The following is a 15,901-nucleotide window of genomic DNA, read 5'->3' as shown; positions in this document are numbered from 1 at the left end:
CTGTTCGGTCCCACCGCAGCCAGTGGTGCTGGAGGAGAATCGTCCCCGGTGGGGCGTCCGGACGTCACGTCCGGGTGGGGCAGCGAGACTGTCCCGGGTGGGTTCGACTCCCATTCTCTTCCGCCACTGTCCGGGCCCCTCTGACCTTTCTCGTGCTGCCCCAGGGCAGGAAAGCCGCACCGAGGGCGTTTGGCTGAAGGGCGGTTCGTTCCGCCCGAATTGCCTTGCCGCGCGTCAGATCACGGCGATCCCTGGTATCCCCTCTGCCGCGGTCCCGATATCGCGTGCCAGCGGATAGCCGGCCGCGCGGATGCGCTGCACCAGCTCGTCCGCCGCCTCGGGGGCGCAGGCAAGAAGAAGCCCGCCCGAGGTCTGCGGGTCGGTCAGCAGGAGGCGCTGCGCATCCGTGCCATGCGCCGGTAGCTCCACCGAGCTGCCATAGCTGTCCCAGTTGCGGTGGGAAGCGCCGGTGACGAAGCCCTGCTCGGCCAATGCCCTCGCCTGGGCGAGCAAGGGCACCTCCTCGCGCCGGAGGGTCAGCCGCAGGCCAGAGCCGCGCGCCATCTACAGCGCATGCCCCAACAACCCGAAGCCGGTGACATCGGTCATGCCGTGCACCGCGGGATCCGATGACAATTCCGCGCCGATGCGGTTCAGCAGCGTGGTGGAGGCGATCATCTCGTCATAGGCGGCCGAGGGAAGGGCGCCCTTCCTGATGGCGGCGGAATAGATCCCGACCCCGATGCCCTTGGTGAGGATGAGCGCGTCGCCGGGCCTTGCCCCGCTGTTGCGCCGGATCCGGTCCGGGCGCGCCAGGCCGGTTACCGCGAGGCCGTAGAAAGGATCCGGGGAATTGATGGAATGGCCGCCCGCCACGGGAATGCCCGCCTCCGCGCAGATGGAGGCACCGCCCTGCAGGATTTCCCGCACGATGGCAGCGTCCAGCCTGCGCTCGGGGATGCCGAGGATGGCGAGCGCCATGATCGGCTTTCCGCCCATGGCGTAGATGTCGGAGATCGCGTTTGTGGCGGCGATGCGCCCGAAATCGCGCGGGGCATCCACCATGGGTGTGAAGAAATCCGTGGTGGCGATGACGGCGAGGTTCTCGTCCACCTGCCAGACCGCGGCGTCATCGGCGGTTTCCGTGCCTACCAGGAGCTGGCTGAAACCAGCGGCCATGGGCTGGTCGGCCAGGATGCTCTGCAGCACGGCAGGGGCCAGCTTGCACCCGCACCCACCCCCATGGGTCAGTTCTGTGAGCCGGATGGTCGGCGCGTCCATGTCGTGGTCCGTCATTCTAGCCCCAGGGACGCCGCAGATGGCGCTGGCCCCCTGGCTGTGAAAGGGATGGGCTGCAACGCCCTGATCCCCTGCCGGGGAGGGGCGGCCTGCGAAGGTTGCATCCGGCACGGCTGCCGATACCTTGTGCCGCCACCCCGTGCCGGTGGGATGGCTATGGCGGCTCACGCGTCCCCGGGCCGGTCCGGCGGAGTAGCCGCCGCGCGACAATCCGGGGAGAGATGCCCTTGCGAGGAACGGAACTATCCGTGCCGGGAAGCGGACTGGCCGTGCGGATGGCTGAGCCATGCTGAGGGGAACCGTCGGTGTTGTCGTCCCGAACTACAACTACGCCCGCTACCTTCCCGAGCGCCTCGCCTCCATTGCGTCGCAGGGCGAGGTGCTGGGCGGCCTGACCTTTCTGGATGATGCATCCACCGACAACAGCATGGCCGTGGCGGAACCGTTGCTGGCCGAGTTCGCCTGTCCTGTTTCGGTGCTGCGGAACCCGCTGAATTCAGGTTCCGTGCTGCGCCAATGGGCGCGGGGACTGGCCGAGACGAGGACACCCTATCTCTGGATCGCGGAGGCCGACGACACTGCGGAGCCCGGCATGGCGGAGATCCTGGCGAAGCGGCTTGCCGCCGACCCGGCTGCCGCCTTCGCCTTCGCCGACAGCGCGGCGATCGGGCCGGAGGGCGAGGTGATCGAGGAGAGTGGCAAGCGCTACAGCGCCGCGATGGGCGACCCGGTGCTGGAACGCGACGCGGCATTCCCCGCCGGCGAATTTCTTCGGCGCTGCCTTGCCCCGCGCAACCTCGTGGTGAGCGCAAGCGCCGTGCTCTGGCGCACGGAGGCGCTGCGGGCGGCCTTTGCGCGGCTGAGGGAGGAGGTAGCGCGCTGGCGCTTCGCGGGGGACTGGCGGGTCTATGTGGAGGCGATGCGGGAGGATGCGCGCGTGCACTATGTGGCACGCCCGCTGAGCCGGCACCGACGGCACGGCGGCAGCGTTACCGGCGCGGCCAGCGCCGCCGCGCATTATGCGGAGGTGGTGGCCCTGCACTGCCTGCTCCGCCGCCTCCTGCCGGAGGAGCAGGCCACGGCGCGGATGCGCCGCCACCTGTCCGATCTGCGCCGCGCCTGGGCCCTGGGCTGAGGTGCCCTCTTCCGGGGTGGAGGGCTACTTGCCCTTCTTCTCGGGCGGAAGAAGCAGCCAGGTCTGGCGGTTGGCCTGGATCGTGAATCCCTTTTCCGCGGCAAAGGCCTTCACATGCTCCTGCATGCGCAGAACGCCCGTCGCGTCAGGCCAGAGCCAGTCGTCGCCGCAGAGGATGGAGTCCGGGAAGAGATCAAAGGCCGCGTCCAGGTCCTCGCGGTGCTTGCCTGCATCGATGTAGATCAGCTCGGGCACGATGCCGCGGGCATGGAGGTAGTGCAGGGCCTCCGGCGAGCGTCGCCGAACGGGGTAGAAGCGCTGTTTGTAGAGGCGCAGATTGTTCATCGCGACGCAGAAGCTTCCATGCCGCCGGATATCCGCCACGATGCTGGCGATCTTCTCGTCGCCCAGGTGCCAGAGGCTGCGGGACTGGACCGGGTCCTGCGCGATGCGCTCGATATAGGCCGCCCAGTTATCGTCCCAGGGATCGACGCCGATGACGGTGAGCTTTTCCGAACTGCGAAGCCACTGGAGCGTGGAGCCGCCGAGGAAGCATCCAATCTCCACCATTAGTGAGACTTCGCGCTGCTTGATGATATCCGTGACGAGCTCCCGCCCACCGCGCCCGTTGCCGTCCAGCGCGAGGTGGAAGGGCTCGATCTCGCCATAGCCGAATTCAGGCCAGGGATTGTCGCGCAGCAGGGCGCGCATGCCCAGGTTGATGCGCGAGACCGGCCAGTTGCCTGTGCCCGCCGCCTCGCGGGGCGCGCGCTTCTCGGGCCCGGCCTTCACGGCCTCCGGGGCGGCTTCTGCCATGAGGGCTCTCCTTGTCGATTGGTCAGCTCGTTTCGCCCTGCGGCGCCAGGCAGGCGCGAAGGGCCTGGGCCTTCGCGCATGGACTTCGGGAGGGCAAGGAGAGGGCGGCTGCCTTTCCCCGTCGGTCGTAGCGTCCCCATGCCCGGCAGGCCGCTCCTGATCGAGTGCGAGGCACAGGCGACGGAGCGTCTCGGCATCCCAGGCCTGGAAGGCCGCGTCGTCGATGACGGCCACATCGCCCTGCAAGGCGGCGGGATCCAGGCCGAAGCGCCCGGCGAGGTAGCCGATCTCGCGCGCCAGCACGGGTTCCAGGCGGCGCCAGACAGCTTCCGGGAAGGCCAGTGGCTCGCCCTCCAGCCGCGCCAGCCTCTTCTCCAGGGCCGCGCTGCCCGGCCCACCCCTGCGCAGGGCGAGGAGCGCCCGTGCCGCGGTGAGAGATGGCTTCGGCTCGGCCGGGCCCGCGCCGCGGAGCGGCGTTTCGGGAATGGCGATGCCGAGCCCGGCCAATGCCGTCCGCCAGGCTTCCGGTGCTTCCCCGGGCGACAGGCAGAGCGTCACAGCCTGGGGGCCGAAGCTGCCGAGCCATGCATCCAGCCGCTTGTAGGAGGGGGCGAAGCGTGCGCCGATCCCGGGCCCCAGCGCATCGGGGGAGAGATCGCGCAGCAGCCGGTCCTCCAGCATGGCGGCGATCTGCTCCGCCGGCGGGCGAAGCCAGCACAGCAGGCTGGCGCGGACCCGCCTTGCGGCCAGATGCCCGGCGAGGGCGGAAATCTCGGGGGGCTGCATGGTCCAGAGGCCATCAGCCAGCAGCAGCCCCGTTCCCTCGCCCAGGCTGTCGAGCCAGGCATCAAGCCGCACGCGCGCGGCCTCGGGGGAACGGAGCCCGCCCGGGCGTGCCTGCGCCCGGCGGAGCCAGCCCTCCTGTCCTGCGAGGCGCTCCGGCGTGCCGAAGCCGGCGAACAGGGTCGCCATGGGGTCCTCGCCCGCCGGCCAGGCCTGCACGCCCAAAGGCTGCAGATGGGATCTGGCCGAGCGCAGCCAGCGCTCCATCGGCGTAACCCCGGCAGGGCGCGCGCCCGTCACCAGGATCAGGCGTGGGCCACCGGTTGCCACCGGTGGCGGATGCGGCCCGGCCAGTGGAGCGGGGGGGACGGATGCAGCCCGGATCCGGAGCGGCCAGCAGACCGGCCGCTGGCGATGGAACACGGAATGGCCGCTGATGCCCCGCCAGGCGACGTCAGGAATCCCTGCGCTGGCCAGTTCCTCGGGCGTCAGCAGGGAGAGCGGCTCGATGACCGGGTTCTGGTCGCCCCATACACGCTGCAGCAACTCCACCAGATCAGTGGCCCCGAAGATCCGCATATGGTCGTCCTGGCCGAAGAGGCGGCGCCTCTCATCGGGCGTGAGGCGTTCGTCCAGATCCTCCTGCGTCGCGTCGCCCCGGATGGGCACGGAGAAGAAATGGTGTCCGCCCGGCGCCAGGATGCGCTCCATCTCCCCGAGCACGGCTTCCACATCGCAGGGCAGGTGCTCCAGCACATGGCTGTGCAGGATCAGGTCGAAGCTTCGCGAAGGAAGCTTCTGCAGGTCCGTGCAGAGATCCATGGGGCGCAGCTGCACGAAACGGCTGCGGTAGCGCTCCGGTTCGATGTCGGAGGGGTGGTAGCGGTCCCCGCACAGGTCCCACAGTTGCCGCGCAATGCCCGTCTCCGGAGCCATGTGCAACACGCGCATGCCGGTCCGCAGCACGCCCATCTTCTGCAGCAGCATCCAGAGGAGCCGGTTGCGCTCCACCGCCTTGCAACTGGCGCAGCGTGCCATCTCGCGCCCGTTGAACGGGCTGAATTCCGTGCCGCCGCAGATCGGGCAGCGATGCGCGGACAGGGCCTCGCCGGAATCGGCCGCGGGCAGGGTTCGGGTGTTCATCCGCAACTCGCTATCCTTGCCGCGGGGGGGCGCATGCAGGGCTGCCTTCCGGTTCATGGCGCGGCACCCTTCCTGGCAAAGGCATCGCGCAAGCCCGCCATGATGGCCTGCATCCGGGACTCCCAGGACAGGGCGCGCATCCTGGCGGGCTCCGGCCAGATCCGCCCTCTGCGCCGCTCCTCCAGCGCCCCATCGAGAGCGGAGAGGAAGTCCTCGGGCGTCGCCGCGATGCGGATCTCCCCCGCCAGGTCTTCCAGATTGGCGATGGGCGTCGAGACCACGGGCAGGCCGAGGCTGCGATACACATAGAGCTTCAGCGGGTTCATCCGCTCCGAAAGGCCGGTGCGGAGATGCGGGATGATCGCCGCGTCGAAAGCCGCGATATGCGCCTTGGCTTCCGCATAGGGTACCACGCCGGTCGCGTGGATGTTTGGACGCGCCATTGCTTCCGCCGCCCGCGTATCGCCCGGGGTGGCGCCGATCAGCACGAAGGACCAGCCGGGCCGGGCATCGGCCAGCCCGGCGATAAGCTCCCAGTCCACGCGGTCCTGCAGGTTGCCGGCATAGCCGATGATGGGGCGCGGGAGGCCCGAAAGGGCGGATGGCACGGGCCAGCCCTCCACGCCCTCATGCAGTTCCATCCCGTTGGGCACGAGCAGGGGACGGAAGCCCTCGGCCTCCATCCATTCTGCCACGGGTGCACAGTTGGCGAGGAGCAGGTCACTGGCCGCGAAGGTGGCGCGGTAATTCGCTTCCATCTCGGCGCGTGCGCCGGGGCGCATGGGCCATTGCCGCTGGTCGTCGATCACGTCCGACACGATGAAGGAAAAGCCGAGCCGCGCCTGCACCTCCGGGAACATCGGCACGACGGGGCAGACCCAGGCAAGCAGGTTCGAGGTCATGTCCAGTTCCCGCAGCCATTGTCCGACGGCCTGTGGAAAGAGCGCCCGGTGCGGCAGGGGCTGGCCGAGCACGCTGGCATTCCGCCCAGCATGCAGGAAGACGCGGCGATGCACCTTCCCGCGGTCCTGCAGGCGGAGAAAGCGCTGCAGCGTGGCGCCTGCGCCGAAGCGGTGCTGGCTGGGCGCACGAGAGCCGGACATCGCTTCCAGCTTATCCGCCGAGATCGGCGCGTCGACATGCAGGATGCGGCGCACCGAGGGCAGTCGCTCCAGTTGCTCGAGCAGCATGTCCTGGCGGCGCCCGTAAAGGCCGGAATCATTCTGCTTCCAGAAGAAGGCGATGTTGATCCCCTCCTCGAGAGAGGCGAGCCTGCCGATGCGCGGGAAGGCGGGAATCGCGCCTCCGAGATGCCGTGTCAGATCGGGCTCGATCAGCCCGGGCATGTGCTGGTCCAGATGGGCCAGCAGCCGCAGGAAGCCTTGCGGCACTCCGTCCGTCGCGGCCCGGGCGGCTTCGAGCGCCTCCCGCGCGCGCGGGAGGTTGGCGGCGTAGGAGAGCTCCTGCAGAAAGACGGCGCGCCCGTCCACGGCGCCGCGCCCAGCCTCGAGCGCGCGGCGCAGCGCCTGGGTGATATCCTCTCCTTCCTGCATGGCACCGGGCAGCAGGTCGTTCAGCGGCGGGGCCGCGCGGGCCAGAACGGGGGTACCGACGGCGAGCGCGTCGGTCAGCTTCGCCGGGGTCTGGCTCTGCGCGATCGGGCTTTCCGGATCCTGCAGCAGGCAAACCAGGTCGGCCATGGCGTTCAGCTCTGCCGCGCGGCGGAAGGGCTGGTCGGGATGCAGGGAAACCCGCAATCCCCCGAAGCCCAGCAGGCGGCCGCGGAGCTCGCGGTCCGCGATGGTCCCGATGATGCAGAGCACCACGCGCGGGTCGCCCAACTCCCGTAGCGCCTCCGCAACTTCGATCAGCCCCTTGTGCCGGCGCGGCGTGCCGAGGAAGAGCACGACCTTGTCGTCCTCCCCGAAGCCGAACTCCGCCCGCACCGCCTGGCGGTCGATTCGCGCGGGGTCATAGGCCGCCTCGTCGCGTGCATGCCGGATGATGATGCCGCCATGGCGGGCCTGCAGCACCGGGTTGCAGACCGTGACGGCATCGCCCCAGCCGATCATCGACTGGGCAAGCCGGGTCCAGCGCGTCCCGTAGGGATCTTTCCAGTCCTCGGGGCCGCTTTCCGCGAGGAAGGTGTCGAGGGTCAGCGGCTCCTCGGCATGCACGAATGCCAGCTCGTCGTCGTCGATATCGACCAGGATGCGGGCGCCGTGGATCAGCCGTTGCAGCAGCCCGATGAACAACCCGGGGAAGCGAGGCTTGCAGACCCACGCGATGTCGCAGGGATGGTCCAGCACCAGCCGGATGGCGCCGTTCACGAAGCTGGCGAAGCCATCGGCCATGTAGCCGCTGATGGACAGGCCGCGATCACTGTCCCGCAGCGGTGCCCAGAGCGAGGTGCCGAAGGCCGGGAACAGCGGGCCGACGATCTCGGTTGGGCCGAGATGGGCGCCAAGCTCCGCCAGCACCCAGGCCCGCCCCAGCGGGTTGTGCGCCAGGTCCCAGGAGATGACGCCGATGCGCGGCCCTTCCGGCATGGTGCGGGGATGCGTGGCCGGCCAGTGCTGCAGGGCTGGCACGCTCTGCACGGCCTGCCGGCGCCGCAACTCGCCCAGCCTTTCGCGGATGAGGTCCTGCTCTGCGGCAGGGGCGCGCGTCAGCGCCTGTGAAAGGGCGGCGATGGCGGAGGTGGCGTCCGCCTGCCCCTCATGCAGCTCCGCGAGGGTGAGATGCGGCCGTGGGGAGGCCGGATCCAAGGTGGCAGCCTTTACCAGGCGCTCCTCGGCCTCCTCGTAGCGCCCGAGGATCATCGCGGCCTCGGCAAGGTCGCAGAGCAGATCCGCCGAAGGCGTGAGGCGGCGCCTGCCGATCAGGCGCTCCGCCCCGCCATCGCGCACGACCGCCGAGACCTCCAACTCCTGCATGCCATCCAGCGGAAGGGCGGTGAGGGGTATCTCGAACCCATGGGAGCCATCGCCGATCCCGGCGCGCTGCAGATCGCCGCGGCGGCGATTCGCCAGGACGGGAATGGAGGCACCGTCGGGCAGCTGGAGCGTGACGCGGAGATGCCGTGCGGGATGTGCCGGATCATAGGCCCAGCCGACCAGCCTTCCGCGCCGCGGCTCCTCAAGCCGCCCCATGATGGCCTGGTGCTCCGCCGCGGGGATGTCGCGCTGATCCAGGACCAGCAGCTGGCCGCCGATCCGCGTGCGAAGCGACACGCGGATGTCGCCCCTGGCGGAGAGAGCGGGGGGCAGGCGCCAGTCGAAGCCATGGGCTCCGTTGCCGATACCGGCGCGTTGCAAATCCCCCCGCCGCAGGGCGGCGGGAAGACTCGCCACGGGCTCCCCATCCACCAGGATCTCCGCCGTCAGCACCTCTTCGGGGCGCGCGGGATCCCAGAGCCAGCCGCGCAGCCGGCCATCGAGGATGCCATCGATCCGGCCGCGGGGGGGAAGGGAGGAAGCGCTGCTCAAGCGCCGCTCCTGCTCGCGCCAGCGTTGGCGGGAACCGGCCTGGCGATCATGCGTCGGCCAGCGCGGGCTGGGGCCGCGCCTCGGCCAGGCGCTCCGCCAGCGCGGCGTCGAGATCTCGGCCCGGTCGCGCGTGCAGGATCGCGGCGCGTGCAGCACGGGTGGCTTCCTTCGCCATTCCCTCTCGCCGGCGCTTGTCGGCGGCCAGTTCGGCCAGGGCGCGCAGCAACTCATCCTGCGCCCGCCCGGCTATCCCCGGGTCCTCCGCCGACAGGGTGGGCGGGATGGGCAGCACGGGCAGGCCGAGGGCCTGCAGCGCCAGCATGGCCTGGCCGGGCCGGGCCAGCCCGATCTGGTGGGCGGGCGCAGCCTGCCGGAGCGTTGCGACTGCATCATCCCCGGCCGGCTGGAGGGGCTGGTACCAGTCCTCCTCGGACGCGGGCGCCCCCAGCACATGCAGGGTGGCGACGCCGAGCGCTTTCAGATCCTCGAAAACAGGCCGGAGCGCCGGGAGGAGCACGTCGTCCGGATCGGCGAGATAGAGAATCCTGGCCGGGGCATCGGCCTCGGCTGGTGGGGGTGGCGCGGCGCGCTCCTCGGCCAGCCAGCGCGCGGGATCAAGCCCGAGGCCGGTCGCGACGCCCCCTGCGCCCCCTCCGGCCTCGATGACAGGCAGGCCGGCGGCGGCGCAGCGGCGGCGCATTCTCTCCAGGTCGCCGGGCGGCAGGGCATCCGGCTCCACCAGCACCGCATCGGCTGTGCCTGTGGCGGGATGACCGAAGGGGAAGGAGGGCGTGACCGCACGGAAGATGAAGGGGCGGGAGACAAAGTTGCGCGTGGCGACAGCAAGCGGCGTGGGCAGCGCGCCGCCGTGCCTGCCCAGGGTCAGCACCACGCGGGGCGCCAAGGCTTCCGTGCGGAAGGCGCGGCTGCGGGCGAGGACCTGGCGGTAGAGTCGGTCGTATTCCACGGCCATGGCGGTTGCATCGCGGTGCCGGCCAGTGGTGGCCTGCCAGTCCAGCACGGCGTCGCGGCGGGCGCGCAGCTCGCCCGGGGCACGGCGCAGCCGGTGCAGCAGGGCGAGCATGGCCTCTGGTTCCATCCAGCGGTCCACGAGCCATCCGCCGGGATGCTCGGCCAGGCGCTCGGCCAGGGCGCCAAGGGCGGTGGCCATCACGGGCAGCCCCGTCGCCCAGCATTCCGTCAGGGTGTGGCAGTAGGTTTCAGGCCAGAGCGACAGGATGGCGCCGAGATGCGGCCGGATGCGCGCGACATGAGCGGCGAAATCGGAGCGGTCGTAGCGGCCATGCAGCACGATGCCGGGTGCGCGGGCGAGGCTGGCATCCACCGCGCCGAGGATGTGGAACTCTACTTCCCGCCCGCGGTCCAGCGCGGCCATGGCCGCGACCAGGCCACCGCCCTTGGAGGAGGAGACATTGCCGGGAACGAGGACACGCAGCTTCTCGTCCAGCGTTGGCTCCGCACCCAGCATCTCCATGCGCGCGAAGCTGCGGCCATGCGGAATGACGCGGAAGTCGCGCTCGGCCAGGAAGGGGAAGTTGGCCAGCAGCGTGGTCCTGGCGCTGGGGGAGGTGGTGACGAAGGCGTCGCAGGCCTCCAGCATCCCGCCCATCATTTCCTGCCATCGATGGACGAAGCGATGGCGCAGCGGCGGCATGGCCTCCGCGTTCCACAGCTCCGCGGTGCAATCCGCCTCGCCCGGCGTGCAGGGGCCGGCGCAGAACCTCCCCTCCGCATCCAGCAGCTTCGTCACGGGACAGACCGTGTAGAAATCGTGGAAGGAGAAGACCACGGGCAGGTTGAGGCGCCGGCAGATCCCGGTGAGCCCGAGGCCGTGCCAGGCAATGTGCCGGATATGGACCAGTTCGAACCCATGCCGCAGCAGAAGGTCGGCGATAAGGCGGTCATATTCGGAGGAACGGTGGGTGGCGGGCTCGATCGGGCGTTCAAGGCGATGCGCCTCCACCAGCTCCGCGCCGGAGGCGCGGTGGCGGGACAAGGTGATGCTGCGGGAATCGCAGCGCAGCACCCAGGGCTCGTAGCGGTCCGACAGCGCCTCCATCAGGTCGCGGTTGGTCTGGGGCGTGCCGCCGCTTTCGGTGGAGATCACGTAGAGAAGTCGCGGGCGCGGCGTGCTGCCTGCCGCCCTGGTGCGATCGAGCGCGCGCCGCACGCGCCAGCGCATGGCGAGCATGGCCGGATCGCCTTCGAACATGCGGATCATCGTGCGATATTCGGGGTAGCGCTCGTCCAGCACACCGCGTGCCGATGCGATCAGCGCCGCCTTCTCCGCGCCGAAGGAGGCGGAGCGCTGGTGCCATACGTAGCTGCGGTCATCGACCACATTCTCGAACCCCGCGCGCAGGGCACGCATGCAGAGATCGTTCTCCTCGCCATAGCCGCGCGGGAAGGCCTCCGCGTCCAGTAGGCCGACCTCGTCCAGCATGTTGCGACGGAGATAGAGGCAGAAGCCGTGGCCCGTTGGCACGGCGGGGTAGAGTGAAAGCGCGGCGCCGCGTACCAGCCGCGCCATGTCCTCCACCGCGAGCCAGGGCGGCAGGGCGTTGGCCGTGTTGAACTCGGGCACCGAGACGACGCCGGCATTGTTCGACAGGGCGGTAGCCGTGCCGGTGCGCGGGCCGGAATGGGCCGCGGCGCGCAGCCCGTCCAGCCAGCCCGGCCCGACCTCCGTGTCGGAATTCAGCAGCACCACGTCATCCCGCCCGGCGAGTTCGATGCCCCGGTTGGCGCTGCGGGTGAAGCCGAGATTCTCCACGTTGCGGTGGATCTCCACGCCCGGGATCTCCTGCCACCGGCGGAGCAGGGAGCCCACGGCGGGGTCGGGGCTGGCGTCATCCACCAGGATCAGGCGCGCGGTGCCGGTGGTGTGGCGGAGGACGCTCTCCACGCAACGCTCCAGCTCCGCCGCGGCGTTGTGGATGGGAATGACGATGGCCATCGGCGGGTCGCCATCCACGGGCAGGCGCCAGGCGACCTCACCGCGGTCCTTGCGCCAGGGGGGAAGGTCCTCCAGCACCGTGGCGCCGGGGATGGGGTCCGTGCCATGGCGCGGCACGGCGGCGATGGGCAGCGGGCCGCCCTCCCCAGGGTGGAGGCTGGGCAGCGCGACGCGGAACCCGCCGCCGCGCAGGGCGATGCTGTGCTTCGCAAGGTCCGGACGCGGAATGGATGCGTCCACCGAAGCCCAGCGCGTGCCATCCAGCACGATGTCCACCTGCTGCGACGCCAGCGGACGCCCAGGTTCGGCCAGCCAGCCTACCGCCTCGCCGTCCGAACTGCGTTCGAGCATGCCCATCATGTCCAGCCTGACCGCCAGGCTGCGGCGCGCCAGCTCCGTACCGGAGGCGGTAAGGATGAGTTCCCGCGAGCGGCCGTCGAACAGGGCGGCATCGGGCCGGGCCTGGCGCAGCGCGGCGGCGAGAACCTCGAGCGGCAGGTGGAAGCCGAAGAGCGGCTGCTCCGTGCCGTCATCAAAGAACAGGTCAGGGCGGTGCAGGTCGAGTGACAGAGGGATCGGGTGGCTGCCCTCCAGCTGGATGCTGGGTTGCCGCCCGGACAGGTCCACCACCCAGCCACGGATCCCGTCCCTGTCCGGGTTGTCCATCCCGCCGCGAGGCTGGAAAGGGCCGGGTTCCAGCTGGGCGGGCGTAAGCGGCACCACCTCCTCCCCGGCGAGGAGGAGGGCTGTTGCGGGGCCGGCGGATGCGGGCGCATCGATCAGCACCTGGAATCCGCGGCCCGCCGGACGATCGTCCTGCGCCGGAAGGTCGCGCCGTTCCCGCAGGCGCCGCATTGGCATCTCGCGCCGTGTCTCGCCCCAGGCGATCCGGAGGCGCGCCGGCTCTTCCGCCAGCATCGAATCGGGCGCGCGGAACCATCCGGCGACGTAGAGGCGGTTGCCCTCCTGGGCGAAGACCTCGACATGGCCGCCGAAGCGCGGATCACGCCGGAAGGAGCGGGTGAGCATGCCGGGATCGAAGCTGGCGCTGCGGCGTGCCAGCTCGGTGCCGCAGGCGCGCAGCACCAGCTCATGCGCCTGGCCGTCCAGCAGGTTGAGCGCGGGCGCATTCTCGCGGAGCAGGGCCAACAGGGCGTCGAGCGAAAGCTCGAAGCCGAGATGCGGTGTCTCGGACCCATCGTCGAAAGGGAGGTCCGGCCGGTGCAGATCCGGGACGAGGGGAATGGCATGGCCATCAACGCCGAGTTCCGCCACCTCGCCAGGTGGCTGGAAGACCCAGCCGCGAATGCCGCGCCCATCCGGCGCATCCATCCCGCCCCGCGGCTTGAAGCGCGTCTCCCGCAGCGGGGCGGGGGTGAGCGCCACGCTTTCCCCGCCGAGCAGAAGCGATGCCGTGGAGGATTCCCCGGAAGGGGGTGCCTTCAGCAGGAGCTGGAAGCCATATCCTGCCGGCCAGTCCTTTTCCTGCGGCAGGTCGCGCCGTGGCCGCAGGCGACGCAGCGGGAACTCCCAGCGTTCCGCACCCGAGAAGATGACGAGGCGCGGCAGCTCGGCGGCGAGGCGCTCCTCCGGCGCACGGAGCCAGCCCGCGACATGCAGGTGGTTACCATGCCGGGCAAAGACCTCGATGTGGCCCTGAATCATCTCCCCGCCTCGTCCCATCGCGACATTCGCGGGCCTGCACGGCCGCGCCCATGCAAGCCAGGCGAGGTCCGGGTTGCGCATGCATCCATGGCGGCATTTTCCGGCCCCTGTACTGGATGATCAAGGACCCCGCAGCACCGGGTGCGCGTTGCTCATTTTTCTTCCTGTATCCCTAAGATGAGACGGGCTGGCGGGTGCTCGCGGCAGCCTCGCCGCCGATCCGCTCATGCCCGCGCGCGAGCACAAGATCTCGGAACGCGTGGGTGAGGGCGGGTGAGGCCTCGTCTTGGTAGGCCAGGCTCATTTCGGCGCGCGGCACCTTGCCCTTCACGGGCCGGTAGGTGACGCCTGGTGCCTGCAGATGCGCCATGGAGGCTGGCACGATGGAGATGCCGATCCCGGCGGCGACGAGGGTGACGGTGGATGCCATCTGCGGTGCCTCCTGCCCGACGCGCGGCGTGAACCCTTCCTTCCTGCAGGCTTCCATGATGGCGTCGTACAGGGCGCTGCCGTTTCGCCGTGGATAGAGGATGAAGGTTTCCTTAGACAATTGCCGGAGCGGCACTGCGGCCATGCCCGCCAGCTCATGGTCGCTGGGCAGGGCGACAAGCATCGGCTCCGCGCGCAGGAGCACCACCTTCAGCCCCTGCGCTTCTCCTCTCGTCGGGCGCAGGAAGGCGGCGTCGATTTGCCTGTCCTGGAAGCGCGCCAGGAGATTCGCCGTGGTGTCTTCCAGGAGCCGGATACCAACACGTGGGAAAGCTGCGCGGTAATCACGGATCGTGCGCGTGACGAAGGAATTGAAGGCCGCGGAGGAGGTGAAGCCGATGCGGATGGTCCCGAGCTCCCCGCGCGGCGCGGCGCGCATCGTCCAGCGCCCTGTCGGCCTGTGCCAGGATGGCGCGCGCATCCTGCACGAGGCGCAGCCCGGCCTGGGTGAGTGCCACGCCCCGTGGCAGGCGGTTGAAGAGCGGCGAGCCGACTTCCCGCTCGAGCTGCTGGATCTGCTGGCTCAGTGGCGGTTGTCGGATGCCCAGGAGCTCGGCTGCGCGGGTGACGCTGCGTGCGTCGGCAACCGCCAGGAAGTAACGGAGATGGCGCAGATCCATATCTCAAACCTATGGGACGGGCGCGCACGCCGTATTGGACAGTATGGCAAAGCGGGACCAGACTGCGCACCCATGCCGAGCCGGGAATCCAACCCGAGCCGGTGAGAAACATATGGAGGGAGCGTCATGACGTCCGAGAACCCTGGGAATCCCGCGGGGCGGGCCGCCGGCCTCATCACCCGCCGCGCAACGCTGGGCGCCGCCATGGCAGGCAGCCTTCTTCTGCCGGGGCGCCAGACGCAGGCGCAGGCGGCCAAGCCAGCCGAGATCAAGGTCGGCATCGCGACCTATCTCTCCGGCCCGGCCAGCGTCTTCGGCGTGCCCGGGCGCCAGGCGGCGGAAATGCTCTTCGACGAGATCAACGAGGCTGGCGGGATCGGTGGCGTGCGCGTCCGCCCGATCTTCGTGGATGAAGGCCCGGGCGTGGACCATTTCGTCGGCGAGTATCGCCGGCTCGTGCAGAGCGAGGGCGTGCATCTCCTTTTTGCCGCCATCTCCTCGGCCGATTGCCTCGCCTGCACCCCACTGGCGGATGAGCTGAAGCGGCCGACGCTTCTCTGGGATTGCGGCACGCAGCGCATCTTCGAGGACAACCGCTTCGAATACTCCTTCCGCACCCAGGCAAATGCGACGCCCGAGATTCTCTCGGCGCTGCTCTACCTTCTCCGCGCCAAGCCGGATTTCCGCAGCATCGCCGTGGTGAACCAGGACTATGCCTGGGGCCGCGATTCCTGGGAGATCTTCCGCACGGGCATGCAGGCGCTGAAGCCCGGCGTGCGGATCGCCGCGGAGCTCTTCCCGCGTTTCGGCGCCACGGATTACTCCACCGAGATCACGAGGCTGCTGGCGCTGCGCCCCGATGTCGTGCTCTCCACCACCTGGGGCGGTGACCTCGACGCTTTCATCCGGCAATCCTCCGACCGCCGGCTGTTCGAGCGGAGCACCTTCGTCCTGCCGCTGGCCGAATCCTCGCTGGAGCGCGTGGGCAAGGCCCTGCCGGCCGGGCACATCATCGGCGCGCGGGGTGACCATTGGTTCCTGCACCCGAATCCACGGGACCAGGCGCTCCTCGCGCGCTTCACGGATAACTTCCGCAAGCGCTTCAACGCCTATCCCATTTACCCCTGCCACCACATGGCCCAGGCCGTGTTCGCGATGAAGGCGGGGTATGAGAAGGCCATGGCGGCGAAGAATGGCGGCTGGCCGACCGATGCCGAACTGGCCGGGGCTTTCCGCGGGCTGGAATTCCCATCGCTCACCTCCTCCGTCCGCATCCGAGAGGACGGACAGGGGCTGGAGAACCAGATCATCGGCACCAGCCACCACACCGACAAATACCCGTTCCCCGTGATGACGGACATGGTGGTGTTCCCGGCGGAGATGGTGACCACGCCCGTGGGGCAGAAGAGCACGGACTGGCTGAAGACCTTGAAGCCGGACATTGTGCAGGGCCTGCCGCAACCCGTCGCCTATCGTCCGTAAGGGC

The 15,901-nt window shown here is 69.8% G+C and carries 9 protein-coding genes and 1 tRNA gene; 3 read left to right on the top strand and 7 right to left on the bottom strand.

The genetic code is table 11. The annotated features are described in order from the left end of the window. Positions 1-30 precede the first annotated feature (30 nt). Positions 31-126 (top strand) — tRNA-Sec (locus tag J8J14_RS19780). A 108-nt stretch (positions 127-234) separates the two neighbouring features. Here the strand turns inward: J8J14_RS19780 and J8J14_RS25655 are convergent. Together J8J14_RS25655 and selD are read right to left on the bottom strand one after the other, a co-directional pair. Next, positions 235-564 (bottom strand): hypothetical protein, encoded by a 330-nt coding sequence (locus J8J14_RS25655; RefSeq protein ID WP_342452494.1) that lies wholly within the window; start codon positions 562-564, stop codon positions 235-237. Further along, entirely contained in the window at positions 565-1,281 is a 717-nt protein-coding gene (gene selD, locus J8J14_RS19775) for a selenide, water dikinase SelD (protein WP_342452493.1), read from the bottom strand. A 304-nt stretch (positions 1,282-1,585) separates the two neighbouring features. On the opposite strand from selD, the gene J8J14_RS19770 reads away from it, so the two are divergent. Next, positions 1,586-2,434: a glycosyltransferase family 2 protein gene (locus J8J14_RS19770; RefSeq protein ID WP_209381280.1), complete on the top strand. Its 849-nt coding sequence runs from the start codon at positions 1,586-1,588 to the stop codon at positions 2,432-2,434. Positions 2,435-2,458: 24 nt separating this feature from the next. On the opposite strand, the gene J8J14_RS19765 is transcribed toward J8J14_RS19770, so the two are convergent. From J8J14_RS19765 to J8J14_RS19745, 5 genes are all read right to left on the bottom strand, one after another. Next, positions 2,459-5,176, bottom strand: a complete 2,718-nt coding sequence (locus J8J14_RS19765) for a class I SAM-dependent methyltransferase (protein ID WP_209381279.1) — start codon at positions 5,174-5,176, stop codon at positions 2,459-2,461. Positions 5,177-5,229: 53 nt separating this feature from the next. Next, on the bottom strand, positions 5,230-8,664 hold the full coding sequence (locus J8J14_RS19760) for a glycosyltransferase (RefSeq protein ID WP_209381278.1): 3,435 nt from the start codon (positions 8,662-8,664) through the stop codon (positions 5,230-5,232). Positions 8,665-8,710: 46 nt separating this feature from the next. Next, positions 8,711-13,306 (bottom strand): glycosyltransferase, encoded by a 4,596-nt coding sequence (locus J8J14_RS19755; protein ID WP_209381277.1) that lies wholly within the window; start codon positions 13,304-13,306, stop codon positions 8,711-8,713. Between the two features lie 172 nt (positions 13,307-13,478). Next, positions 13,479-14,174: a LysR substrate-binding domain-containing protein gene (locus J8J14_RS19750; RefSeq protein ID WP_209381276.1), complete on the bottom strand. Its 696-nt coding sequence runs from the start codon at positions 14,172-14,174 to the stop codon at positions 13,479-13,481. Then, positions 14,080-14,415 (bottom strand): LysR family transcriptional regulator, encoded by a 336-nt coding sequence (locus tag J8J14_RS19745; protein ID WP_209381275.1) that lies wholly within the window; start codon positions 14,413-14,415, stop codon positions 14,080-14,082. Before J8J14_RS19745 ends, J8J14_RS19750 begins: the two co-directional genes overlap by 95 nt. A gap of 126 nt (positions 14,416-14,541) precedes the next feature. On the opposite strand from J8J14_RS19745, the gene J8J14_RS19740 reads away from it, so the two are divergent. Beyond that, the gene (locus J8J14_RS19740) at positions 14,542-15,897 is read left to right on the top strand and encodes an ABC transporter substrate-binding protein (RefSeq protein ID WP_245215991.1); all 1,356 of its coding nucleotides are present in this window, start codon (positions 14,542-14,544) and stop codon (positions 15,895-15,897) included. Positions 15,898-15,901 lie beyond the last annotated feature (4 nt).

Source organism: Pararoseomonas baculiformis, from assembly GCF_017813395.1.
GTDB lineage: Bacteria > Pseudomonadota > Alphaproteobacteria > Acetobacterales > Acetobacteraceae > Roseomonas > Roseomonas baculiformis.
The sequence above is the reverse complement of the archived record's forward strand: the minus strand, read 5'-3'. Positions and strand labels throughout refer to the sequence as shown.

Coding starts and splice junctions, on each gene's coding strand:
- selD (WP_342452493.1), bottom strand. CDS start 1,281: ATGGACGCGCCGACCATCCGGCTCACAGAACTGACCCATGGGGGTGGG.
- J8J14_RS19745 (WP_209381275.1), bottom strand. CDS start 14,415: ATGGATCTGCGCCATCTCCGTTACTTCCTGGCGGTTGCCGACGCACGC.
- J8J14_RS19750 (WP_209381276.1), bottom strand. CDS start 14,174: ATGCGCGCCGCGCCGCGCGGGGAGCTCGGGACCATCCGCATCGGCTTC.
- J8J14_RS19740 (WP_245215991.1), top strand. CDS start 14,542: ATGACGTCCGAGAACCCTGGGAATCCCGCGGGGCGGGCCGCCGGCCTC.
- J8J14_RS19765 (WP_209381279.1), bottom strand. CDS start 5,176: ATGAACACCCGAACCCTGCCCGCGGCCGATTCCGGCGAGGCCCTGTCC.
- J8J14_RS19755 (WP_209381277.1), bottom strand. CDS start 13,306: ATGATTCAGGGCCACATCGAGGTCTTTGCCCGGCATGGTAACCACCTG.
- J8J14_RS19770 (WP_209381280.1), top strand. CDS start 1,586: ATGCTGAGGGGAACCGTCGGTGTTGTCGTCCCGAACTACAACTACGCC.
- J8J14_RS25655 (WP_342452494.1), bottom strand. CDS start 564: ATGGCGCGCGGCTCTGGCCTGCGGCTGACCCTCCGGCGCGAGGAGGTG.